Origin of the sequence: Luteibacter sp. (assembly GCF_036500425.1) — a bacterium.
Classification (GTDB): domain Bacteria; phylum Pseudomonadota; class Gammaproteobacteria; order Xanthomonadales; family Rhodanobacteraceae; genus Luteibacter.
On the sequence record NZ_DASYCB010000051.1, the window covers coordinates 34,259 to 56,081 of the forward strand.

Sequence of the window (21,823 nt, forward strand, 5' to 3'; positions counted from 1 at the left end):
TCAGGGCGACAGACGCGGCACGCCGTGCTGGTCACGCTCCTCGACCGCGCTGACCCGCGTATCGATGCGCCCGCCCCGGGCCTCGGGCAAGGCTTCGGTGAGTTCGCCACGCGCGAGGGCGAAGGCGTTCCGATAGCAACGCTGCGCAAGGTCGGCCTGCCCCTCGCCCAGGTAAACATCGCCCAGCGCTTCCCACGCGGCCGCGTTCGGCTCGATCGCGAGCGCACGCTCGAGATAAGGCTTCGCCTTGCCCCATAAATGGATGCGCACGCACATGCGGCCTACGGTGGTCAGCAGCGCGGCATCGTTCGGATGCGTATCGATCCATGCTTCAGCGCGGCGCAGGCGCTGCTCGAGATCTTCCGAGCCCATGGTTCCGTAGGTGGTGACCAGCGCGGGCGACCATTCGCGACGCAACGCGGATTCGATCTCGTCCATGGCGGCCATGGACTGCCCGAAACGCATCGCCTGGCGGGCGTACGCGTCAATCGCCACGGGCAAGCGGCGCTGACCCTTGGGCAACTGCGACCATAGGCTGGAAAGCGAAGCGCCATCCTGCGTAGCGAGGATCTCCGCGGCGACCACGCGCGCTTCAAGCAGATGGAACGCCGGTGCACCGAGTTCACCGCTCTTGCGCAGCGGCTCAAGCGCACGCGTGGCGCCACGCGGATCACCGCTGGCGAGCGAGGCTTCGGCAAACTCGACCCAACCCGAGGGCGTGAGTGCGCCGCTATTTGCTTCTGGCGCCAGCAAGGACACCGCCTCGGCGGCGCGTCCGGTACGGCGCATCAGGCGCGCGCGCAACACGCGTGCGGCGCGCGGCGTTTCCTGCGCGGCGAGGTCCAGTGTTTCGATCGCGCGCTGCGATTCGCCGTGGCGTTCGGCCGCTTCCGCGGCGGCGAGCAACGCAGGCCCGCGCACCGAGGGATAACGGGCGGCGCGATGGAGGTCGCGTTCGGCCTCGCCATGGCGTCCTTCGATCAACGCCACCAGGCCATCGGCGAGGCGACGGCGACTCAGGCGACGATGCCGGCGGTTCATCGCGCCAAACGGCCAGCGAATGAGCGCCACGAGGAACGCGATGGCGGCCCAGGCCACCAGCAGCAGGACGACGGCCGTGACCACGGTCATTTGCAGCGTCGTGCCACGCAAGTGGATCAGGACATAACCCGGATCGTCTGCGACCCAGTGCCACGCGAACGCCGCCAGCACCGCGACGAAAATGAGTCCGACGATCCAGCGCCAGAGCTTCATGGCGAGACCTTAGCGGTCGACGTCGCAGGGGCTGGTTCAGCAGGCGCCACGGATGCGGCCGACGTCGCATGCGCCGGCGCGCTGGCCTTGAGTGCATGCACGGAGCGCAAGCTGCGCAGTTCTTCCAGCGCCGCACCGAGCTTCGGCTCAACGCCCGTTGCCTGGCTGGCCAGCAAGGTCGCGATGCGTTGCCGCGCGGTCTGTACCGACGGCGCCTGGTTGTTGAAATGGGCGACGAGCGTGGCGTCCACCCGCTTGAGCGCCGCAGCACGGGCACGATCGTCGTAAGCGAGCACGGCGGCCTCGGCATGCGCGACATCCAGCGCGGCTAGCTCACGGGCCAGGCGATCATCCGCCAGGCCAAGCGGCGTACCTTCGTCATGGCTGATGCGCACGATGCTTCCGAGCGCGTTACCCGCACGCTGCCAGAACGTGCGCTCTTCATCGGCGCCAGCCTGGGTATCGATATCCTTCAAGGGCAGCGTGGCGATCTGTGCGCGGAGATCGGCGAGCGTCGCCAGGTCGCTGGCGCGCGCCTTCGGCTGCACGGCGACCAGCGCTTCGCGCTCGGCGCCCAGGTTCTGGCGTACCGCTGCAAAGGCGCTGTCGTTCACTGAGGCCAGGCTCTTGTCCGCGAGGTCGTACGCCGCGAGCGCGCCGCTGGCATCGCCGAACAGGGCGAAGCGTTCCTTGGCCATGCGCAGGAGCGATTCCGCCTCATCCAGCAGCATGGCGTCATGGCCACTAAGGCTACGCTCGGAGAGATTCGCCACGGCGTCTTCGAGGTTCTTGGTGCGCTCGGCCATGCCGAGCACTTCTTCGCGTGCCGAGCGGTTCACGCCATCCGCGTCGCTGAGGCGACGGCGCAGGTTGGCATTGTCATCGCGCAGACCGTTCACGGCCGCCTGCAACGTATCCACCTGGCCCTTCAGGCCGTTGGTTGCGCCGACGTCCTCACGCAGGTTCCACACCGTCCACGCGGTATAGCCCGCGACGCCGGCAGCTGCCAGCGAGAGCAACACGGCGATAGCCAGTGCCCCACCGCCTCGTCGCGGCGCGGGATCGGGGCTGCGCCGGGTCCCGGCGGCAGGCGCGGGAGCGGCCGGGCCCGGCGTGGCCGGGGCGGATTCGGTCGGAGGCGTCTCGGTCGTCATGCCAGGCATGCTAGCAGGCCATACGCCAACGCACGGAATACATCTTTCAACGGCGGGTGAAGGACACCTCGGCCGCCGCGGCCAGCAAGTCGGTCGGCAGCGCGGAACGGGCGACCACCACCCGTTCAAATCCCATGCCCTGGGCCACCGCGCGCAGCCGCTCGCTGCTCACCACGGCCACCGACTGCACTAGCCGGCGCCAGGCCGGGGCGATCAGCGCACGGTGCAGGTGGTCGAGCGCTTCCGCGCTGGAGAGCAACACCGCCGAGCGGCGGGTCAGCTTGAGCAGGGGATCGATGTGGCGGCGATCAATGCGTGGGGCGACACGGTGGTAGACATGGACCTCATCGAGGATGGCGTCGCGCGCGGCCAGCGCTTCGCGCAAGACGCCACGGCCGCCCGGTGCACCGATCAAAGCCACGCGGCGACCGGCCACCGTCGCCAGCTCGGGCAGCGCGAGCACACCCTCACTATCCTGCGAAGTTTCTGGGAAGAGGACATGGCCGACCCCTGCCGTCTTTAGCGCGCGGGCGGTGCCACGCCCCACGGCAACGACCGTGGCGCGCGTGGCCAGCGGCAGCACATCGGCGGCGAAGCGCACGGCGGCCGGGCTGGTGAAGATCAACACATCGCCTTCGAGCGCACGGCGCAGCGAGGCATCGACGGCGCTTGCGTCCTCAGTGGCACGCAGCGAGAGGCCCGGCACGCTGACCGGCACGCCGCCCAACTTGCGCACGCGCCGGGCGAGTGGGCCGGCTGTACCGGCGGGTCGGGTGATAACGACAGTGACATTACGTAACGGCTGCGAACGACTCACGAGGCTTCCTGCAGAGCGCATCGACGCGGGGGACGCTCGAGGATAGAAACACCGCCCGGCCATCGCCAATGCCGAAGGTTGGGGTCAAGCCGTACGGATGCGAACGGTTAGCCGCGTTCCGTAGACTCCCGCTTCTATGACTACGCCCGACCCCACTTTCGCCAGTCTCGAGCGCTTCATCCTCGACAGTATCCCCCTCGCACGCGCCATGGGTATCCACATACCCGGGTGCGATGGCGAACGCCTGGTGATGACCGCCCCGCTGCAACCCAACATCAACGACAAGGGCTGCGCGTTCGGCGGCAGCCTGGCCAGCCTGATGACCCTGGCCTGCTGGGCGCTGGTCGAGGCGAACCTGCGTAGCCGGGGCGACGATTGCGACCTGTTCGTCGCGGACTCCTCGATCCGCTACCTCGATCCGGTCTGGGACGACCTGCGCGCGGAAGCCAGCCTGGCGCCGGGCCGTACCTGGAAAACCTTCTTCACCACGCTGGATGCCCGCGGCCGGGCGCGCGGCGACCTGACCTGCGTCGTCCCGGGGACCGGTGACAAGCCTGCCGCCACCCTTACCGCGCGCTTCGTAGCCAAACGCCGGGCATAATGCGGACCGACGCCACGTTGGATACCGCTATGCGCCGATTCGTCCTGCCCGCCCTTCTCCTCGCCACGGCCGCGCTGCTGTCGGGGTGCGCCACCGATATTCGCAATGAGGCCCTGACGCGAACCCTCGGCCAGTACGGCTCGGCGATCCGCTGGGGCGATTACGGCGCAGCGCTCACGTTCGTGGACAAGACCTACGCGGCCGACCACCCCGTCAGCTCGCTGGAGCAGAGCCGCCTCGCCCAGCTGCGTATCACCGGCTACGACGATGGCGCCGGCCCACACCCGGATGGCGACGATGAAGTCGTGCAGACGGTGCAGATCAGCGTCGTGAACGTGAATACCCAGGCGGAACGCAGCTTTGTCGATACGCAGCGCTGGCGTTACGACAAGGAAAAGACCCGCTGGACCCTGATGACCGGCCTGCCCGACTTCTCGCCGCACTGAAGCCTATATAATCGCCGGTTACCCCCACGGGACGAGCAAGCACGCGATGAACGACGTACTCCACAAGTTGCCCGAATTTGCGAGCAACCACCTGGCCCTGGTGGGCCTGTTCGTGGCGATCCTGCTGGCGCTTATTGCCACGGAAATCGGCGGCCTCTTCCGCAAGTGGAAAGGATTGACCCCGGCAGGCCTTACCCAGCTGATCAACCGCGATACGCCACTGATGATCGATCTCTCGGCGACGGCGGATTTTGAGAAGGCCCACGTCCCGGGCGCGAAGAACGTGGCGATGAGCCAGTTCGATCCCGAGCACAAGGACCTCGCGAAGGCGAAGGAACTGCCGGTAGTGCTGATCGACAAGGATGGCCGCACGCTCTCGAAGCCTGCCGGCCGCCTGGTCAAGGCCGGCTTTACCCGCGTGTTCGTGCTTGATGGGGGTACGTCCGCGTGGCAGGCGGCCCAGTTGCCCACCGCCAAGGGCAAGAAATAAGGCTTCGCACACCGATCGCGCGCAAGCGCGCTCCTACAGGGTGTTGTCGTGCCGCCGGAGCCGCGTCGTTGTAGGAGCGCGCTTGCGCGCGATCCCGCGAGCCTCAGAGTCCGTGGATACCCGCGCGGCCGCGCAGAATAGCCGCCAGCACATCCGGCGCCACGTCGAACGAGTCGTAGAACAGCCGGTCTTCCGGCAGGTTTGCGTCGAGGAACAGGTCGCGCCCCGCGGCGATCATGGCCGGTGGGCCGCTCATGTACAGGTCGAACCCCGACAGGTCGGGGTGATCGGCGAGAAGAGCCTCGTGGACCAGGCCCTCGCGCAAGCCGGCCGCCCGGGCCGCCTCCGGATCCGATAGCACGGGCGTAAAGGTGATCGTCGGCACCGCGGCGACCCAACTGCGGGCAAGATCGGCGAGATACAGATCGTCTGCGGTGCGCACACCCCAGTACAACTGCATGGGCCGCCGCGTACCCAGCGCGATGAAATGCTCGACGACCGCCTTAACCGGCGCGAAGCCCGTCCCGCCGGCCATGAACAGCATCGGCCGCTCGGAATCCTCGCGCGGCACGAAGGTGCCGAGCGGCGCTTCGATCACCAGGCGATCGCCCGCCTTCAGCGAATCGTTCACCCACGAGGTGAAACCACCGCCTGGTACATGACGCACATGCAGCTCCACCAGGCCATCAGGGCGGGGGCCGCTGGCGATCGAGAACGGGCGGTGCTTACCGTCTTCCAGGACCACGTCGAGGTACTGGCCCGGCAGCCAGCGCATCGGCTCGGCATCCAGCGGGCGTAACCACACGCCGATCACATCCGATGCCAGCATGCGCCGCGTGACGACCTCGGCCGTCACGCGGCGGTGCGGGATGTCCTCCACGGAGGCGATCTCGCGCGCCTGGATGGCGATATCGCCAGAGGGCACGGCCTGGCACATCAGGATGCCGTGGTGGGCACGGGCTGAGGCCGATAACCCGACCGGCGGGTTGTAGGGGTAAGTGCAGGAGCCTTCTACCAGGGTGGCCTGGCAACTGCCGCACACCCCGCCACGGCACGAGTACGGCAAGGCAATGCCTGCACGCTGGGCGGCTTCGAGGATCGTTTCGTCATCGGCGGCGTCAAAGCGCTTGCCGGAGGCGATAAGGGTTACGGTAGGCACCCGCGCATTGTAGGACAATGATCGCTTTCCCATGGAATAACGCCGCGAATGTCTATCTGGAAGCACCCCATCGACCTGGACCGCATCAACGGCTGGAGCCGGAACACGATGATGGAAGCGCTGGATATCCGCTTCACGGCGTTTGGCGACGACTGGCTGCGCGGCACCATGCCGGTGGACCACCGCACCCAGCAGCCCTTCGGCCTGCTCCACGGCGGTGCCTCGGTGGTGCTGGCCGAGACCCTGGGCAGCTCCGCCGCCCTGCTGACGCTGGATGTGGAGAAGGAAATCGCCGTGGGCCTGGATATCAATGCCAACCATATCCGTGGGGTGCGTGGCGGCCTCGTCACCGGCACGGCCAAGGCGGTGCACCTCGGCCGCACGACCCAGGTCTGGGAAATCCGCATCGAAGAAGAGGCCGGCCGGCTGGTCTGCCTTTCGCGCCTGACCATGGCAGTGATTCCCTCGCCCGGTGGCGCCCCCGGGAACCTGCGTCCGTGAGCCACGCGGCGCCCTACGCAGCGCTCTCGCCCGATGTGGTGCTCGCCGCGGTGGATGCCGCCGGGTCGTGGAGCGATGGGCGCCTGCTCACGCTGAACAGTTACGAGAACCGGGTATTCCAGGTGGGCCTGGAGGATGGCGGCTTTGTCGTCGCGAAGTTCTACCGGCCCGGGCGCTGGAATGACGCGGCGATCGGTGAGGAGCATGCCTTCGCGCTGGAGCTCGCCGCGGCCGAGATCCCCATGGTGGCGCCGCTCGTGTTCAACGGCCGCACCATGCTGCGCCACGAAGGTTTCCGCTACGCCCTCTATCCACGCCGGGGTGGCCGCGCACCGTCACTCGAATCCGCCGACCAGCTGGAATGGCTGGGGCGGCTGCTCGGTCGCATGCATGCTCTCGGCGCGCGCGAGCCGTTCCACCACCGCGCAACCCTTGATCGCGCGACGATGATCGATGCGCCGGCCCGCGCCGCGCTGGGCTCGGATCTGCTACCCGCGCACCTTTTCGATGCGTACCGCGAGGCGGTGATGCGCGTGGACGATGCGGTATCGGCCCGCTTCGAAGCCGTGGGCCCGGTGCATCGCCTGCGCCTGCATGGCGATTGCCACCCGGGCAACGTGTTGTGGACCGATTCGGGCCCCCATTTCGTCGACCTCGATGACGCGCGCATGGGGCCTGCCGTACAGGATCTCTGGATGCTGGCTTCGGACGACGCCATGTTCGACGCGCTATTAGAAGGCTACGAACAGTTTCGCGACTTCGACCCGAGCGAGCGAGCGCTCATTCCCGCATTGCGCGCCATGCGCCAGGTGCACTACGCCGGCTGGATCGCCGAGCGCTGGCACGATCCAGCGTTCCCGGCCGCCTTCCCATTCGCTGCCGAACCGCGGTGGTGGGAGCAGCACATCATCGATCTGCACGAAGCCGCCGAGGCTCTCTGAACAGCCGTTCGGCCAGCGAGTGCCCCGGACAGCCATAATGCGCCGTCCGCCACCAGGGAGTTCGCATGCATTCGTTTTTCACCCGCATCATTGCTGTGTTCGAGATCGCCGGCGGCCTGTATGGCCTGGTGCGCCAGGTCGAGCATCTGCTCGGCTCGCGCATGTCCGGCCTGGATGCCGTGGTCACGGTTCTTGGCCTCCTGCTGTTTGCATTCATCCTCGTCGCCGGCGTGCTTCTGGCCAGCAACGACGGCCGCGGTACCCAGATGTCGATCTGGGCGCAGTTTCTCCAGGCGCCGCTCATCGCGACCTCGTTCTTCAGCTACGCCCTTTCATCAGGCGCTTTTGCGAATCTTTCCATGACGATCCAGCGCTCCCCGCACCTGGGCTTCGACTGGGCGATCGCGGAGCACGGCTGGCTCCTGGCACTCGGCGGACCCTCCGCACCGCATATCGGTATCAACCTCCTGGCGCTGGCCTCCTGGCTCATCCTGCGCTTCGGGCGCTAAGGGCCGGTATCATTCACCGATGAATACCCCCGCCATCCCCCAGATCCAGCTTAAAACCGACCGCACCCCCGGACATCCGTGGGTATGGTCCGCCCAGGTCATCAAGCCCGCCGAGCGCATCGCGCCGGGCAGCGTCGTCGACGTTATCGATGCCAAGGGGCGGTTTGTCGGCCGCGGCTTCTGGAATGGGCACGCCCGCGTCGCCCTGCGCCTGCTCACGACCTCGCCGGATGAGGCCATCGACGACGCCTGGATCGCAAGCCGCCTGGCCCGCGCCGTCGGCCTGCGGCGCGAGCTGCTGAAACTCGATGACGTGAGCGATGCGTGGCGCGTGGTCCATAGCGAAGGTGATGGCCTCTCTGGCCTCGTCGTCGATCGGTATGCGAACCACCTGGTGGTGGAGTACTTCGCCGCCGGCATGTGGCGCTTCCGCGACACCATTCACGCAGAACTGCTCAAGCATTTCCCCGGCGCCTCTCTGTATTGGTTTGCCGAACAGCACGTACAGCGCCAGGAATCGTTCGATGTGCGCTCGAACGACGCGCCCACGGCGGTGGATGTACACGAACATGGCCTGTCGTTCCACGCGGCACCCGGCCTGGGCCACAAGACCGGCTTCTTCGCCGATCAGCGCGATAACCGCGCGCGGTTTGCCCAGCTGGCACGCGGCCGCCGTGTGCTCGACCTGTGCTGCAATGCCGGCGGCTTCGCCGTGCATGCGATGAAGGCGGGCGCGCTTGAGGCCACCGGTGTCGACGCCGATGCCGCCATCCTCGACGTCGCGCGTGAGAACGCACGGATGAACGGTGTCGAGGCGACCTTCGAACAAGGTGATGTGTTTGAGTGGATGCGCGCCGCGATCGCTCGCGGTGAGACCTGGGACGCCGTGGTACTCGATCCGCCCAAGCTCACCCGTGATCGCAACCAGGTGGTCAACGCACTCAAGAAATACTTCGCCATGAACCGCACGGCGCTCGATGTACTTGCACCCGGCGGCATCCTGCTCACCTGCTCGTGCACGGGCCTCGTCGGCGAGGATGATTTCCTCGAGATGATCCGCCGCGTTGCGCTCAACGCTGGCCGCGATATCCAGGTGCTGCACATGGATGGCGCTGGCGCCGACCACCCGGTGGCTAGCAACGTTCCGGAAAACCGCTACCTCAAGGCGGTGTTCTGCCGGGTCGGCTGATGCCTGACAAGGCGTTCACCGTGCCTTGATCGCGGGCCGGCACACACTGCCGGCCATGTCCAGGAAACCTCCCGCCAATGCCCTCACGGTGGCCAGCGACGAGCGCGCCCACGCGAAGGCGGCGGGCCTCGTTTACGTATGTGACGCCGATGAGGGCTTCACCCGGCGCCGGCGCGGAAAATCGTTCCAATACCTTGGACTCGATGGAAAGCGCATCACCGACGAGGACGTGCTTGGGCGGATTCGCTCCCTGGCGATCCCGCCCGCGTATACCCAGGTGTGGATCTGTGCCAACCCACGTGGGCACCTGCAGGCCACGGGTCGCGATGCTCGTGCACGCAAGCAGTACCGCTATCACGTCCGCTGGCGCAGCACACGGGACCTCGGCAAGTTCACTCGCATCCTTGAGTTCGGTGCCGCCTTGCCGGGCCTGCGCCGGCGGTTACGCAAGGACCTGATGCTGCCCGGCCTGCCACGCGAGAAGGTGCTCGCGCTGGTCGTCAGCCTGCTCGAAGAAACCATGATCCGCATTGGCAACGACGCATACGCCCGCGAGAACAACTCGTTCGGACTCACCACGTTGCGCTCACGCCACGTGGCTATTCGTAAAGATCGCATCGAATTCCATTTCCGAGGCAAAAGTGGCCAGTGGCGCGACGTGCTGCTGGATGACCGGCGCCTGGTCAAGGCCGTGCGCCGCGTGCAGCACCTGCCGGGCCAGCGGCTGTTCCAGTATGTGGATGACGAAGGCAAACGCCAGCCGGTGGATTCGGGCATGGTCAACGACTACCTGCGTGAGGTGACCGGAGGCGAGTTTACTGCCAAGGATTTCCGCACCTGGGGCGGTACGGTGCAGGCGGTGGCCGTGCTCGCCGCGACCGCTGTCCCCGAGCGGGGCGGTGAGCGAGCGGTGAAGGCGACGCTCGCGCAAGCGGTCAAAGACGTCGCGGCCGTGCTCGGCAATACGCCGGCGGTCTGCCGCGCTTCGTATATCCACCCGGAGGTCTTCAGCGGCTGGCTCGACGGCGACCTGCAGCGACGCGTTCCGGAAACCGCCCAGCACTACCCGAGAAAGTTGGAAACATTGACCCTCGCTTTCCTCCGTCGACGCTTGCGTGCAGCGAAGCGCTCCCCATGAGGCATATGGACGGCTATAGTGCGCGTACGGGGTTCGCGTTCGGTCTTGCAGGGGTTGGTGTGGCGATGTGGCGGTGGAGTGTGATTCCCGTGCTGGCCCTGGGCATTGCCCTGGCTAGTGTCCGCGTGAGCGCGCAGGGCGCGCCCGCCGCACCCCCGCTTGCGCCTGTCGATGCGCAGACCCACCGTGGCGTGGTGGATGACACCTGGATCATCGCGCCGCGCCGGCTGGCCGATGCCACGCTGCAGGCGGTGAAGAACTATGCGGACGAAGGCGATATCGCTGCCGGCGTGTCCCTACGTTATGGCATGGACAATGCGGACTGGGTGGTCGCCGATGTTTTCATCTACCCGGCCGGCCAGGGCGATGAACAGAAGATGCTGGCGCAGGCGGTGCAGGACTTCCGAGAATCGGTCGCGTTCGCCGAACGCCAGGAGATCTACCGCAACGTCTGGTGGGGCGACGAAGCGCCCTATACCGCGAAGCTGTCGGGCGGGCGCAAGCAGGCGGGTCGTTTCCTGCCTATCGTGTTCGATGCCCAGTCCGACATGCTCACCTCACGCACCTACCTGTTCTACCGGAAGATGTACTTCGTGAAGGTCCGTCTGAGCACGACGGTCGACGGGGTCGATTCCCTCATCGAGAACGCGGACCGCTTCATCGCCAGCCTGCTCGATGGGATCGACATCATCAGCGCGGGCAACTGTGGGCGCGCGCCGGATGAGGTGGCCGGGCCCCACACCGCGAAGACCATGGCACTCGCGCTCAAACGAGAGGTGGCCACAGGCTGCACGACGTTGCCATACAACCCACCGCTGGAAGACGACAACCGCACGGTGTTGCACCTCCAGTTCGGGCCCGATGACTGGGGCGCGTCAGCACACCCCACGAACTGAAGCGGCCGGGACGCGTCCCACGCCCCGGCCGCTGCCGGGCAGGCACCGGTGGCGCACCCCTATCCGTGGGTGATCCGCCGGGCTGCGACGACCCGGGCATGATGCGGTGTTTGCCCATGCCGCGGCTATGGAAGGATTCTGAAAAAAGCGACGGATCAATGCGTGGGGGCAACGCCGAGCGTCAGTGTCACCTTGTGTCCGTTCACCATGCCCAGCACGACATGATCGCCCTCTTTCGCGCGGTCGAAACGATCACGCAAGCCCCAGTTACCCAGGGTCGCCGCGGGAACGCCATCGACGCTGGCGATCGCATCCCCGGCACGGATACCCGCCTTCCAGGCCGGGCCACCCGCGACTACGCCGGCGACCGTGAAGCGATCGGGCGTCTCGGGTTTGCGGCCCGCACGCATGCCCGGGTCTGTGTTCTGTACAGGCACCGGTGGCGATCGTGGCGCCAGGTACAGCATGCCGCGGCGGTAATCCACGCCGACACGGAAGCGGGAAAGGACATCCTGACCCACATTGCCCGCTTCGCTGACATTGGCTGTGGCGCCCGCATCGGGCGGCGTGAGCTGGGCAAGATGCCCGCGCACCGACACCGCGCCGATGTCGAACTCGCGAAGGGGTGAGATGCGTGAGACAAACGAACCGCCCACTCCCCCGCTTCCCGCCAACGCGTAGCCTTTGCGGTAACGCTCGATCAAGCCATTGCGCTCCATCCACTGCGGAAACACCAGCAAGTAACCGCTGTTTCCGGTATCGATGCCAAACACACCAGGCTTCCCATCCAGCGCGCCCTCCACCACAGGCATGTCGGACGTGAAACGCAATGGCACCGCCTGGCCGGCGCCGGCGGGTGGGGACGCGAGATCGAACGGGGCCAGCAAAAGCTGGCCGTGATCGTAGTTGAACGTGACGGCGAAGCGCTCGAACACTTCAAGGCCGAGGATACCGGCGATCGGCTCCCGCTCGCCGCGATCAGAAAAGCCGAAGCCAAATGGCATGACCAGGAAGGCCTGGTCACGAAGATCCGCCTCGCCCAGCGAGAGGGTCTTCACCCTGGCGTAAGCGATCGACATGGAACCCGGGCCGGAGCCCGTGCTCACGCCCTTGCCCTGTCCCGCCACGCCCAGCGCTTTCGCCGCCGCCTCCGTCAGGATCGCGTGGCCTCCGGTGTCGAGGATGAAAGGCAATGGTTTCGATCCGTTGATCGATGCCTCGACCAGTAACGCGCCGCCCTCCAATGTCATCGGCACATGGGTTGACGTCGCCCCGCCACGCATCGTCACGTCACCGGGAAGGGCCGGCGGTCGTGCCAGTGAGGTTGCCAACATGGACGGCGCCAGCATGTCGTAGCGGTCGATGCGCACGGTTTCACGGCTATCTTCCGTACCGCTGTCGGTCTTCGCGATGCTTTCGATCCGGTACGGCAGCACGCTGCCGTTACTTTCACGGTAGTCAGCGTAATCCCGCGTCACGGTCAGGAACGAGGTACGCCAACTGGCGCGGGCAAGATGGCCGGTGGTCTGGTCGAACCAAAGGGTGACCTCGCGGCCCCCGCGCGGCGTCGCCACGGTGCGTCGCAGATCCAGGCCACGCTCCCTGGTAATCGACGAAGGCCCCATCGCGGCACTATCGGGATCAAGCCAGCCAAAACGAAGCAGCCACGCTTCGGTGATCGCCACCGCCCTGGCTTCCGTCGAATCGAACGGATGCACGCCACCGGATATATCCCGATGCCAGCGGCCGCTGGCATCGGCGCCATCGGCATACGCGCGCACGGCGTGCGTCACGTCGATACGCCACATGCCCGTACGCGTATCAACGGCCTCGCGCCACGCGCTGTCCAGCCCTTCGCTACTCAGCGTGCCACGCGCCTCGAAGGCTGGCACCTGAGTACTTCCGGCAGCGCAAGCCATGCACGATAGGCCGCCAAGGGCCAGGAACAACAGGATCCGGTGCATGCAAGGTGCCTCCGCCTGGGTGTCGGTCCGATTCTAGTGGAGCGACTCGCCGTGCCTATCGGCCAAATAGCAGGGCCGCTGGCACTGCTCAGGGCTCGCCATCCCAATAGTCCAGGCCGTTGTCGAGGCGCTGCACGAGATCCAGGCGCGTTCCGTCAGGCTGCCTTACCAGCGCCGCGACCTTTCCGGAGTCAGGATAAACACAGAACTCAGGCGACTCCTTCGTACTGATCGAGAGGTACTTCAGCGGCAGGTCCGACGTATTGATGAGCTGATGCGGGTAGTCGGGCCCTGGCGGCACAAAGATGACATCGCCTGCCTTGATGGGCAGGCGCTCGTCCGCCACGCGCAAGGTGCCCTCGCCCTCGAGAACGACGAACATCTCTTCCTGCGCATAATGGTAGTGATACGGGCACGAGATCATGCCCGGCTCGACGATATCGATGGACGCACCCAGCTTGGTCGCCGCGGTGCCTGTACCAAGCCGTGCGCCTAGCGCGTCGTAGAGGGGATCGCGCACGAGGCGCTCCTTCGGCACCTCATCGAAGTTACGTATCAGCTTGCCAGCCAGCTCACGTGCACGATCGGAAAGAACGTTCATGTGGACAACCTACGGAACGGTAAGAACGCCCGATGCTAGCGGATCCTTCCGCGCACTCCCACAGGAAACGCACCTAGCCCGCCACGCTAACAACGCGCTCGCGACTCCAGGCGCGCCAGCCCATCACGGCAAGGATGACGAAGCCGGCGTAGAGCACGGCCGTGATCGGGAGCGCCTTGTAGACGTATTCGCCAACGTAGATCACGTCCACCGCGATCCACAGCCACCATGCTGCAGCATGCCTGCGTGCCTGCCACCATTGTGCGACAAGGCTGAAAGCGGTGAGCGCTGCGTCGAGCCAGGGCAGCGACGCGTCTGTCCATCGGTGCATCGCATAGCCAAGCGCAAGCGCGGAAGCCGTTCCCACGGCCAGGTGAAGCGTCGCGCTTCGGGAATCGAGCGACGCGACGCGTACATGGCCGGTCTCGTCCAGGTTACGCATCCACCGATGCCAGCCGTAGAGAATCAGCAGCGCGAAGATCACCTGTAGCAAGGTGTCCGAGTAGAGCTTGGCGTCGACGAAGATCCACGCATATGCAATCACCGAGACCAGGCCGACCGGCCAGCTCCACGGGCTGCGCCGGGCGGTCAGCCATACGCCCGCCGCGCTGACAATGGCAGCGGCGAGCTCGAAGTAGGACAGCTCAAAGGTCATACGTCATCGACAGCCGTGCAAGACGCGGCATGCCGGGGAACAGGTAGCTATCGCCGCCCGAGGTACCGGTATCGCGCCAGTAGAAGTGATTGAAGACATTATCGACACTCAGGCGCCAGGTCATGGCGTGGCCGGCTACCGACGTTGCAAAACGAAGGCCGGCATCGAACACATGATAGGCCGGCACACGCGTGGCGCCATCCGGGGTGGCGACGTTACTGCTGGCGTAGCGCCAACCGCCGAGTACGGCCAGGCCTGGCGCGAACGGGAGACTGTAATCCGCGTACACCGCTGAGCGGAACCGCGGGACGTTCACCACCTGGTGATCTTCGTACGACGGCGTGCCCGTATTCTCCGCGCGGGCGCGGATCACATTGGCGCTCGCAGTAAGGCGTAGATTATCGGTGACACGGCCGGCGAGGTTCAGCTCGACACCCGTGTGCACTTCTTCACCACGCTGCACGAAAGTGAACCCCTCGGCGCTGCCATCCGGCTGCGCAAATTGGTAGGGCTGACGAATCCGGTACACGGCGGCCTGCAGGTCCAGCGCATCGCTTACGGCGTACTTTGCGCCGGCCTCCACCTGGCGTGAATGCAAGGGCGGCAAGGTCGTGCTGCCGTTAGCGGTCCAGTAGGGCGCCTCGCGCCCGAGTGAAATGCCCTCGCCGTAGCTTACATACGTGGTCAAGGCCGACACGGGCTGCCACAACACCGCCGCCTGCGGCAGCGTCTTCGTCATGCGCGTATCGCGTTCGAGTGCCCCCGTATCGTCATACGCGCGCTCGTTAAGCTTTACCAGACGCGCGCCAGCGAGCACCTGCCACGTATCGGTCAAGTGCACCCGATCGATGGCGAACAACGTGCGCTGCCAGCTGGTCAGGCGACGCTCGGAGGCACCGGGCTGGTTCGGCGATGAAGGAAAGACCGGTACGACGTGATCATCGATGTTCGCGGTGCCCACGTAGTCGTAGACATACGCGCGTTGATCGACGGTACGACGGAATGCGGAAACACCCACATTGAGTTCGTGATCGATGGAACCTGTCGCGAACGTGCCGGTGAGCGATGCACGCACTTCATCGTTCTGCCGCGTGTCATCGGGGCTGCGATAGTCGTACACATCGTAGTCGCCGTTGGGTGCGAAGAAGTATCCCGGCGTGGCACCACTGGCGCAGGATTCCGCGTAGAAACAGCCATAGGCAAACGCTACGTTGTCATCGATCACGGTGTGGCTATGCCCTGCGGATACCTGGGCGTTCCACTGGTCACTGAAGCGATAGTTGAAGCGCAGCGACGTGTTGCTCGAGTGGATGCCCACCGGGCGTTGCCAAGGCTGGTAACCCAATAGCCGCGTGCGGCTCGGGTGATCAGGAATCTCCGTACCGCCGAGCAGCTGGTAGCCCGACACCGAACGCCCGCCACTGGTCTGGTAATCCGTATCCAGCAGGAGCGTCGCCGCGTCGGTAATCTTCCAGTCGGTCGCGATCGAAATGAAGCTGCGCCGCGAATCCGTGTGTTCCACAGCGCCGTGCGTGCCCTCGTGGGCCGCGTTCACGCGCATGCCGAAGCGCGGCGTAAACCACGTACCGAGATCCAGCGCTTCGTAGTTGGAGCCGTGCGAATCCGTACCGATGGTGATGGTGTGCACCTCGGTGGGACGCTTGCTCACAAAGTTCACGAGCCCACCCGGCTCGACGACACCCGCCTCCAGGCCACCCAGGCCCTTGAGCACTTCAACGCGCTCCTTCCCTTCCAACGCCAACAATTGTTCGGCCGACATGATCATGCCGTTGAAGCGAAAGCCGGTCGCAAGATCCAACGGGAACCCGCGGATCGAGACGTCCTGGTAATACCCTGCAGGGGCGTAGTTGTCGTTGATGGCGGCATCGCCTCGCACGAGCTCACTGAGCGAACGCGGCTGGCGGTCATCGATCTGTGCACGGGTAATCACGGTGATGGCCGCGGGCGTATCGTGCAGCGGCGCGCTGCCGAAGCTGCCAAACGTATCCAGCTGGGCATCCGCGGCACGGTAGCCATCGGCCGTGGTGGCGTGAACATCGATGGAGGGAAGCGTGCGCGCCTGCTGGGGCACATCGTCGGCGGCGTGGGCGGCGGCGGCGAGCGAAAGCAAGGCCAGGGCGAGCGGGGTACGTTTCGGGATCATGGTCGTCTTCGTGGGGTACGGACGAAGCGACGGCTGGCAACGGACCGCCTCCAAGGCGGGTTCCGTGGCGCTGCAAGCTCCCTACGCCGGTACTAACCGGGTCAGGTTCCAAGGGACTCTCTCAGCCTGGCAACGCCAGGCACCCCCGCTTCAAGGCGTCTATTGAACCACGAATCGACGGCCGGCGTGCCGGATATCGTCCAGCAGCCGGCGTCCGGGCGGTGTGGCAAACCACGCGGCATGACCGTGCAGGAAGGTATGCCAGGCGACATCAGCGTGGTCACGGCGCCGGGTAATGCCTTCGAAGTACTCCACCTCAGAGAGGGCGAAATCCACGTGGACCACGGGCAGGAGTCGCGCGAGGACATCCAGGTCATGGTCGTCCAGCGGCCTTACCGCGTGATATCCCGCGAGCAGCGCCAGTGCGAGATCCGCATGGCCAATCTCGCCCCGGGCGATATCCAGCCACGCGATGGCGTTGCGCTCGATCGCGGTCGCCACGTCGAACAAGGCAAAGGTCCTCGCGCTTAGGCCGAGATCGAGCACATCGGTGATGGCCGCGTCGTCGCCGGCATCGCTCCAGCACAGGTTGGAGACATGCCAGTCGCCGTGTGTCCACAAACGGGGCTGGCCTACGACACCCGCATGCGCAGCGGCATGCCAGGGCGCGAGTGTCGCATGCAGCTCGCCGCGCCAGTCACGCTCGCGCAAATATGCTGCAAGCGCCGGACGCTCACCGAGTTGCGCATCGACGACCGCGACCGGATCGCTTGCCGTCAGGATCTCTGAACGAGCGACCAGGATGTGCGTGTCGCGCTGGGCGGTGTCATAGCCCGCCGCCGCATGATGGACCTGCGCCAGCATCGCACCCGCGGCCCTGGCGTGCCGGAGGCCGCCGGCAGGTGACCAGGAAAAGGCATCGCGGTAAATATCATTGCCCTGCGCGCGGGCGTGTACTTCATAAACCCAATCGCCCATGGCTATCACGGTCTGGCCAGTCTCGTCGGCAAACGCCCTGGGAAGCGGTATGCCCGCGGCTCGCAGGTGATCGGCGAAACGATGCTCCTCGGCAAGCGTGGCGGCCGTACGGACGCTGGCGTGATGGCGTTTCACGAATACGGTGCCATGGGCGGCATCCACCAGCGCTGCCGCCGAAAGCGGGCGTGGCGAGCGCCAGCCGATGCGCTGCACCTTGCCCGCCGAAGGGATGCGACCCAACACGCCAGCCACCTCATCAGGGGTCAGGGCTGGCCAGTCGGGGAGGAGTTCGTCGCCGGCCAGGCCGTGCGCAAGGTGGGCGTCGTCGATCATCGCACCAGTGTAATAGCGGCGTGGCCGCTACCGGGTCAGTCGCCCACGAGCCCGTCAACGATACCGTCCTCCACCCAGCTGCGCAGCAGGGCGCCGGCCTGGCGGGCTGCCGTATCCGGTTCGTGCAGGCGAGTCAGCGCTTCGCACATTTCACCGAACGAAGCGCCGGTAAGGGCAAGGTCAAGGCAGGCGCACTCGGGCGCCAGCATGCTGGTGAAGCGGGGAGAACAGTCACGGCGCCATACACGCACGCCCGCATCCACATCGAAGATTTCCGCCGCCGGCGGCATGGTTTCTGCAGCTAGCGCGCGCCAGATAGCAGCGGCGTTGCTGCGGGTCCAGCGGAAGCGCAGCGTCGGCACGAAACGGATTTCCACGGTTTCCCAGGCGGCGGAGACCAGTCCATCCAGGCCAATGGGGCGCGCATCGGGGCCCGTATGGGCACGGCGCAGGTGCCAGTCCAGCCAGGCCAGTTCCGTGATTTCCGGATCCGCGGGGTAGTGGGAGTCCAGCCAGGAGATATAGCTCTCCCCATAGGTATCGAGGGTCCAGGACGCCGGCGGCGTTGCCGCGACGTAGGACTCGGCGAGCTCGTCGAAGGTGCCGTCGCCCAGCCATAGACGGGTCTTCGCATAGGTGTCGCGCAGGGCCGCCACGAGCTGGCTACGGTACTGGTTGGTGTACACGGCCATGCCCCGCCCATCCAGGCCTTCGACCGCGGGGCCTCCGCGGAGGGTTGAGGCAAAACGAGCCTGCAGGTCGCGAAGGTTCATGGGGGGACGTTACCACCGCATTTGTGCAGAAACTGCGTGGTTCGCCACGGGATGCCAACCCGAATGCTATTTCGGCAAATCTTCGCAGGGGGCCTGTATTCCATGGCAGGGCTGCCGCTATATCATCCATCTGGAAAGCGTCAGTCGTAACGGGATGGTCCCGGCGGCGGCGCGATCCGAACGTCGCGACGGCGGCATCGAGGGGCGGCATTGGGCAGTTCAAGCAGGAATCCGTTGATCTGGGGCCGCTATCTGGCGGTCGCGGGCGCGTATGCCGCTTGCTATGAGCTCACGCGCAACATTTCGTTTTCCCATTGGATGCTGCCCGCAGGCCTGCGCCTGGCCTGCCTGCTGCTGGTACCGCGCCGCTTCTGGCCGGCCCTGGCGGTCGGTGAGGCCCTGCCGATCGCCGAGATGGCGGCCCTGCATGCGACGAGCTTTGGTGTCCTGTGGGCCTGCATGGCGTCACTCCCGCCCATCCTGCTCTGCATGCCGGCCATGGCCTGGCTGCGTCAGCGTTATGCACTCCTGCGGGCCGATGGCCAGGTGAATATGGGCCTGATCCTGGCTGCCACCCTGGTGTGTGCCGGGATTACCACGGGCGCGAACGCCCTGGTCCTCTCCACCGTGAACCTGGCCGATGGCTCACCGGCCCCGGCGATCACCCTGCCGATCCTGCTGGCCTGGGTGCTGGGTTGCTACCTCGGCGCGCTGACGCTGACCCCGCTTATCCTGGCGATCCGCGAGCGGATCGCTGTGTTACCCGGAGGCGCCGTCAGTTGGTCAGCCGTTCGCGACAGCATCCTCCTGCGCGATGCCGTTTTCTTCGTCGTGCCATGTCTCGCCCTGCTCCTGCTCGTGGCGGATGGCATGGGTGACGACGATGGCCTGCTCACCTGCGTCCGCATCGGCATGGCTATCCCGGTCATCCTGATGACGCTGCGCCACGGCTGGCATGGCGCCGCCGTGGGCGGCATGCTGGCTAGCGTGGCCCAGGCCAGCACCTCGTTTCATCTGCAGGATCCGGCCATGATCCGCTCACAGGCCATCCTGGCGTTCGTCGCCTCCACGGCGCTGATCTTCGGCGTGCGGGTCGCCCAACGCATCGCCGCAGCACGCCAGGCCGCCCATCCCGGCATGCTGGCGGCGCCGGCACCCGCGCCGGCGCCTTCCCCGCGACACTGATCCGATGCGGCGCCACCGGGCATAGCCAGCCCCGGCGACACTGCTATCCGGCGGTCCTCATGGGCCGCGCGAAGAGCATTCCACCGGGTTCTTGCATTCCACCGGCACGGCCATGAGACGCATGGCACCGGTCGGTTGCGGCGCCACCACGATCTGCGTGTTGCCGTCGTTGTAGACCGTTTCACCTGCACTGCTGGCCGGTGCGGGCAACGGTTCATCCACTGTCGCGACATTGCCCGCATCCACGCCGACCGGCGTGCCAAGCAGGCTGGTCGACGTACGCATGATCGCGGCACGCACGGTACCGTTGGCATCGTTCACCTGGATGTACTTGATGCTGCCGCGCTGGAAGACGTACACGTGGTAATTGGGGCTGGTACTGACGTCGGTGGCGTTCGGCCACGATTGGCCGAGTCCCGAGACCGCGGTCTGCGCATGGGCGATACCCACGCCGAGTGACAGGAAGGAAAGCGAAACAGCGAGTGTGCGGAGCAAGAAAGACATGACGGAATCCCCATTCATGGTGGCCAGGCGGCCGCACCACGCGGCAGCTACCGGCGGATCGACGTTGGGGACGCCCACGAGCGTTGCCCCATGGTCGATAGTCCCGACTTTCCCCCAACGCCCCGAGAATAGCGGCCCGGTATGCCGATTCCGCGCACTGTTGGGGGGCGCCTCGGCTCAGGCGCCCCCCAACTCCACCCCGTCCTTTACGGACATACAGGCTCATGGCTCGCGAGATGCAGCCGGACAGCCCAACGGAGCATCAAGGTCGCCAGGCCAATATCGACCATGACCTCGCTAGGCCACACATCGCCGTAGAAAAAGCCGTCCACATTGGTCAGCATGCCGTAGATCCCGACCGTGTTGACGCACGCGCCAGCGGCGAGGAATGCACAGGCGACGCGCGCGACCCGGGACATCAGGCGCTCGGTGACCAGCCAACCCGAAGCGATCGTGACCGTGACGCATGCCACCAGGTCTACGCCAAGCAGGCCCATCGTCATTTGCCACCTCCAGGCAGGCGGCCAACCAACCGATCTGCCATACCGTCCCCATGGCGATCGAGCAGCCGTTGGGCGATGGAGGTCACCTTGAGTCCAAAGCAACCGACCAGGAACGAGACCCCAGCCTGGATCTCGACACCCGCATCGGGGAGGAAATGGCGCTCGAACGCAGGCGCCACGAATACCGCGATCAGCGTGCCGCACACCACCTGCACGACGGCACGCCCGCGCGAGTCGATCGTACTCATGGCAACCGGAAGCACGGCACCGCCAACCGCCGCGAGCAACAACCAGAAACGATTAAGCAACAGGGAATCCATGCGAACCTCCTTAGAGTGATGCCACCGGTGCAAGCACACCAGACCATGCACGCCCCGCACGCGCAAACGACACGCGTAAGGCCGCACCTTCCAGCGCGATCTGGACACTGCCCGGGTAGAGACCCCCACAGAACTTGCCCCCGTTAGCGGGAGGATTGAAACGGAACGTCGCCAATCCCGCTCCCTGTTTCAGCAACTCGGCCGGCAAGCGGCAGTTCCCAGGTTCACCGAAGCTCAGCGTCAGCATTTCTGCGCGATGCGTCACCGTTACGCGCGTCGCATCGTCATCTGCTTCCATGAGACCCTGCCATCTCCCCTCGGGCATGGCCGCCTGTGCAGCACCAAAACTTCCCAGTAGCACGAGCGCGGCAAACACGTTACGCATCGTGGTCGACATTCCATGTGACATGTTGCTCTCCTTCACGGGCGGGGATGCATCCCCGGGGAATCGACGGCATGGCCGTCGATGTATAGCCGCGGTGCCCAACCATCACTGGCGTCACAGCAGATTTCAAATCGTTGAACGCGACGCCGGGTTAACCATGCCATCCACGGCCGCCCTGGCGTTACCATGCGCATATCTCTTTCGCCGCGCGACGTGCCTTCAAAAGCGATCTGCAAACGGGTAAGCATGGGCGCCCAGCTAGCACGCCCCACAACCATGCCTGCAACCCATGGAAACGGCATGGGTGCCGCCTGCAGCGCATCGTCACGCCACTGCCATGCCCGGGACTGAGCCGCGATCACG

24 protein-coding genes and 1 riboswitch are annotated in these 21,823 nt (G+C 65.9%); of the genes, 10 read left to right on the forward strand and 14 right to left on the reverse strand.

The window, feature by feature from the left end; genetic code table 11:
- The 3 genes from VGN46_RS12545 to VGN46_RS12555 are packed head-to-tail and all read right to left on the reverse strand — an operon-like array spanning position 1 to position 3,225.
- Positions 1-1,254 carry a heme biosynthesis protein HemY gene (locus VGN46_RS12545; RefSeq protein ID WP_331644048.1) on the reverse strand — a complete coding sequence of 418 codons (1,254 nt, stop codon included), beginning with the start codon at positions 1,252-1,254 and terminating at the stop codon, positions 1-3.
- Positions 1,251-2,408, reverse strand: coding sequence for a uroporphyrinogen-III C-methyltransferase (locus VGN46_RS12550; protein WP_331644049.1), 1,158 nt, complete (start codon positions 2,406-2,408; stop codon positions 1,251-1,253). The genes VGN46_RS12545 and VGN46_RS12550 overlap by 4 nt, the downstream gene beginning before the upstream one ends.
- A 46-nt stretch (positions 2,409-2,454) precedes the next feature.
- A complete protein-coding gene (locus VGN46_RS12555; protein WP_331644050.1) occupies positions 2,455-3,225 on the reverse strand; it encodes a uroporphyrinogen-III synthase in 771 nt (256 codons plus the stop codon).
- A 136-nt stretch (positions 3,226-3,361) separates the two neighbouring features.
- On the opposite strand from VGN46_RS12555, the gene VGN46_RS12560 reads away from it, so the two are divergent.
- The 3 genes from VGN46_RS12560 to VGN46_RS12570 are packed head-to-tail and all read left to right on the forward strand — an operon-like array spanning position 3,362 to position 4,762.
- Positions 3,362-3,826, forward strand: a complete 465-nt coding sequence (locus VGN46_RS12560; protein WP_331644051.1) for a YiiD C-terminal domain-containing protein — start codon at positions 3,362-3,364, stop codon at positions 3,824-3,826.
- A gap of 29 nt (positions 3,827-3,855) precedes the next feature.
- Positions 3,856-4,272, forward strand: a complete 417-nt coding sequence (locus tag VGN46_RS12565; protein ID WP_331644052.1) for a hypothetical protein — start codon at positions 3,856-3,858, stop codon at positions 4,270-4,272.
- Between the two features lie 46 nt (positions 4,273-4,318).
- The gene (locus tag VGN46_RS12570) at positions 4,319-4,762 is read left to right on the forward strand and encodes a rhodanese-like domain-containing protein (protein ID WP_331644053.1); all 444 of its coding nucleotides are present in this window, start codon (positions 4,319-4,321) and stop codon (positions 4,760-4,762) included.
- A 103-nt stretch (positions 4,763-4,865) separates the two neighbouring features.
- On the opposite strand, the gene VGN46_RS12575 is transcribed toward VGN46_RS12570, so the two are convergent.
- Positions 4,866-5,921, reverse strand: coding sequence for a 2Fe-2S iron-sulfur cluster-binding protein (locus VGN46_RS12575; RefSeq protein WP_331644054.1), 1,056 nt, complete (start codon positions 5,919-5,921; stop codon positions 4,866-4,868).
- Positions 5,922-5,969: 48 nt separating this feature from the next.
- On the opposite strand from VGN46_RS12575, the gene VGN46_RS12580 reads away from it, so the two are divergent.
- The 6 genes from VGN46_RS12580 to VGN46_RS12605 all read left to right on the forward strand — a co-directional run bounded on the left by VGN46_RS12580 (position 5,970) and on the right by VGN46_RS12605 (position 11,095).
- Positions 5,970-6,422: a hotdog fold thioesterase gene (locus VGN46_RS12580; RefSeq protein ID WP_331644055.1), complete on the forward strand. Its 453-nt coding sequence runs from the start codon at positions 5,970-5,972 to the stop codon at positions 6,420-6,422.
- A complete protein-coding gene (locus VGN46_RS12585) occupies positions 6,419-7,363 on the forward strand; it encodes a serine/threonine protein kinase (RefSeq protein WP_331644056.1) in 945 nt (314 codons plus the stop codon). The genes VGN46_RS12580 and VGN46_RS12585 overlap by 4 nt, the downstream gene beginning before the upstream one ends.
- A 65-nt stretch (positions 7,364-7,428) precedes the next feature.
- Entirely contained in the window at positions 7,429-7,872 is a 444-nt protein-coding gene (locus VGN46_RS12590) for a hypothetical protein (RefSeq protein ID WP_331644057.1), read from the forward strand.
- Between the two features lie 19 nt (positions 7,873-7,891).
- Positions 7,892-9,061: a class I SAM-dependent rRNA methyltransferase gene (locus VGN46_RS12595; RefSeq protein WP_331644058.1), complete on the forward strand. Its 1,170-nt coding sequence runs from the start codon at positions 7,892-7,894 to the stop codon at positions 9,059-9,061.
- 55 nt (positions 9,062-9,116) lie between these two features.
- Positions 9,117-10,199: a DNA topoisomerase IB gene (locus VGN46_RS12600; protein WP_331644059.1), complete on the forward strand. Its 1,083-nt coding sequence runs from the start codon at positions 9,117-9,119 to the stop codon at positions 10,197-10,199.
- Positions 10,196-11,095, forward strand: coding sequence for a hypothetical protein (locus VGN46_RS12605; protein ID WP_331644060.1), 900 nt, complete (start codon positions 10,196-10,198; stop codon positions 11,093-11,095). The genes VGN46_RS12600 and VGN46_RS12605 overlap by 4 nt, the downstream gene beginning before the upstream one ends.
- A gap of 155 nt (positions 11,096-11,250) precedes the next feature.
- Here the strand turns inward: VGN46_RS12605 and VGN46_RS12610 are convergent, their stop codons facing one another.
- The 6 genes from VGN46_RS12610 to VGN46_RS12635 all read right to left on the reverse strand — a co-directional run bounded on the left by VGN46_RS12610 (position 11,251) and on the right by VGN46_RS12635 (position 18,563).
- Positions 11,251-13,059: an aspartyl protease family protein gene (locus VGN46_RS12610; protein ID WP_331644061.1), complete on the reverse strand. Its 1,809-nt coding sequence runs from the start codon at positions 13,057-13,059 to the stop codon at positions 11,251-11,253.
- An 88-nt stretch (positions 13,060-13,147) separates the two neighbouring features.
- The gene (locus VGN46_RS12615) at positions 13,148-13,660 is read right to left on the reverse strand and encodes a cupin domain-containing protein (RefSeq protein ID WP_331644062.1); all 513 of its coding nucleotides are present in this window, start codon (positions 13,658-13,660) and stop codon (positions 13,148-13,150) included.
- A gap of 73 nt (positions 13,661-13,733) precedes the next feature.
- Complete coding sequence (pnuC, locus tag VGN46_RS12620) at positions 13,734-14,315, reverse strand: nicotinamide riboside transporter PnuC (protein WP_414675254.1); 582 nt, start codon at positions 14,313-14,315, stop codon at positions 13,734-13,736.
- Complete coding sequence (locus VGN46_RS12625) at positions 14,305-16,479, reverse strand: TonB-dependent siderophore receptor (RefSeq protein WP_331644063.1); 2,175 nt, start codon at positions 16,477-16,479, stop codon at positions 14,305-14,307. Before VGN46_RS12625 ends, pnuC begins: the two co-directional genes overlap by 11 nt.
- 61 nt (positions 16,480-16,540) lie before the next feature.
- Positions 16,541-16,636, reverse strand: a riboswitch (TPP riboswitch).
- A 2-nt stretch (positions 16,637-16,638) separates the two neighbouring features.
- A complete protein-coding gene (locus VGN46_RS12630) occupies positions 16,639-17,790 on the reverse strand; it encodes a phosphotransferase enzyme family protein (RefSeq protein ID WP_331644064.1) in 1,152 nt (383 codons plus the stop codon).
- 35 nt (positions 17,791-17,825) lie between these two features.
- Positions 17,826-18,563: a DNA-binding domain-containing protein gene (locus VGN46_RS12635; RefSeq protein WP_331644065.1), complete on the reverse strand. Its 738-nt coding sequence runs from the start codon at positions 18,561-18,563 to the stop codon at positions 17,826-17,828.
- 234 nt (positions 18,564-18,797) lie between these two features.
- Between VGN46_RS12635 and VGN46_RS12640 the strand changes: the two genes are divergently transcribed.
- A complete protein-coding gene (locus VGN46_RS12640) occupies positions 18,798-19,748 on the forward strand; it encodes an MASE1 domain-containing protein (RefSeq protein ID WP_331644066.1) in 951 nt (316 codons plus the stop codon).
- A 57-nt stretch (positions 19,749-19,805) separates the two neighbouring features.
- On the opposite strand, the gene VGN46_RS12645 is transcribed toward VGN46_RS12640, so the two are convergent.
- From VGN46_RS12645 to VGN46_RS12660, 4 genes are all read right to left on the reverse strand, one after another.
- Positions 19,806-20,252 (reverse strand): hypothetical protein, encoded by a 447-nt coding sequence (locus tag VGN46_RS12645; RefSeq protein ID WP_331644067.1) that lies wholly within the window; start codon positions 20,250-20,252, stop codon positions 19,806-19,808.
- Positions 20,253-20,458: 206 nt separating this feature from the next.
- Positions 20,459-20,755 carry a hypothetical protein gene (locus VGN46_RS12650; RefSeq protein ID WP_331644068.1) on the reverse strand — a complete coding sequence of 99 codons (297 nt, stop codon included), beginning with the start codon at positions 20,753-20,755 and terminating at the stop codon, positions 20,459-20,461.
- Positions 20,752-21,075, reverse strand: a complete 324-nt coding sequence (locus tag VGN46_RS12655; RefSeq protein WP_331644069.1) for a hypothetical protein — start codon at positions 21,073-21,075, stop codon at positions 20,752-20,754. Before VGN46_RS12655 ends, VGN46_RS12650 begins: the two co-directional genes overlap by 4 nt.
- A 10-nt stretch (positions 21,076-21,085) precedes the next feature.
- Positions 21,086-21,484: a hypothetical protein gene (locus VGN46_RS12660; protein WP_331644070.1), complete on the reverse strand. Its 399-nt coding sequence runs from the start codon at positions 21,482-21,484 to the stop codon at positions 21,086-21,088.
- Positions 21,485-21,823 lie beyond the last annotated feature (339 nt).

Excerpts from the sequence above, each read along its gene's own strand:
- VGN46_RS12655 (WP_331644069.1), bottom strand. The coding sequence starts at position 21,075 with ATGGATTCCCTGTTGCTTAATCGTTTCTGGTTGTTGCTCGCGGCGGTT.
- VGN46_RS12615 (WP_331644062.1), bottom strand. The coding sequence starts at position 13,660 with ATGAACGTTCTTTCCGATCGTGCACGTGAGCTGGCTGGCAAGCTGATA.
- VGN46_RS12605 (WP_331644060.1), top strand. The coding sequence starts at position 10,196 with ATGAGGCATATGGACGGCTATAGTGCGCGTACGGGGTTCGCGTTCGGT.
- VGN46_RS12610 (WP_331644061.1), bottom strand. The coding sequence starts at position 13,059 with ATGCACCGGATCCTGTTGTTCCTGGCCCTTGGCGGCCTATCGTGCATG.
- VGN46_RS12625 (WP_331644063.1), bottom strand. The coding sequence starts at position 16,479 with ATGATCCCGAAACGTACCCCGCTCGCCCTGGCCTTGCTTTCGCTCGCC.
- VGN46_RS12570 (WP_331644053.1), top strand. The coding sequence starts at position 4,319 with ATGAACGACGTACTCCACAAGTTGCCCGAATTTGCGAGCAACCACCTG.
- VGN46_RS12650 (WP_331644068.1), bottom strand. The coding sequence starts at position 20,755 with ATGACGATGGGCCTGCTTGGCGTAGACCTGGTGGCATGCGTCACGGTC.
- VGN46_RS12550 (WP_331644049.1), bottom strand. The coding sequence starts at position 2,408 with ATGACGACCGAGACGCCTCCGACCGAATCCGCCCCGGCCACGCCGGGC.
- VGN46_RS12595 (WP_331644058.1), top strand. The coding sequence starts at position 7,892 with ATGAATACCCCCGCCATCCCCCAGATCCAGCTTAAAACCGACCGCACC.
- VGN46_RS12580 (WP_331644055.1), top strand. The coding sequence starts at position 5,970 with ATGTCTATCTGGAAGCACCCCATCGACCTGGACCGCATCAACGGCTGG.
- VGN46_RS12545 (WP_331644048.1), bottom strand. The coding sequence starts at position 1,254 with ATGAAGCTCTGGCGCTGGATCGTCGGACTCATTTTCGTCGCGGTGCTG.
- VGN46_RS12645 (WP_331644067.1), bottom strand. The coding sequence starts at position 20,252 with ATGTCTTTCTTGCTCCGCACACTCGCTGTTTCGCTTTCCTTCCTGTCA.
- pnuC (WP_414675254.1), bottom strand. The coding sequence starts at position 14,315 with ATGACCTTTGAGCTGTCCTACTTCGAGCTCGCCGCTGCCATTGTCAGC.
- VGN46_RS12635 (WP_331644065.1), bottom strand. The coding sequence starts at position 18,563 with ATGAACCTTCGCGACCTGCAGGCTCGTTTTGCCTCAACCCTCCGCGGA.
- VGN46_RS12600 (WP_331644059.1), top strand. The coding sequence starts at position 9,117 with ATGTCCAGGAAACCTCCCGCCAATGCCCTCACGGTGGCCAGCGACGAG.
- VGN46_RS12565 (WP_331644052.1), top strand. The coding sequence starts at position 3,856 with ATGCGCCGATTCGTCCTGCCCGCCCTTCTCCTCGCCACGGCCGCGCTG.
- VGN46_RS12630 (WP_331644064.1), bottom strand. The coding sequence starts at position 17,790 with ATGATCGACGACGCCCACCTTGCGCACGGCCTGGCCGGCGACGAACTC.
- VGN46_RS12560 (WP_331644051.1), top strand. The coding sequence starts at position 3,362 with ATGACTACGCCCGACCCCACTTTCGCCAGTCTCGAGCGCTTCATCCTC.
- VGN46_RS12660 (WP_331644070.1), bottom strand. The coding sequence starts at position 21,484 with ATGTCACATGGAATGTCGACCACGATGCGTAACGTGTTTGCCGCGCTC.
- VGN46_RS12590 (WP_331644057.1), top strand. The coding sequence starts at position 7,429 with ATGCATTCGTTTTTCACCCGCATCATTGCTGTGTTCGAGATCGCCGGC.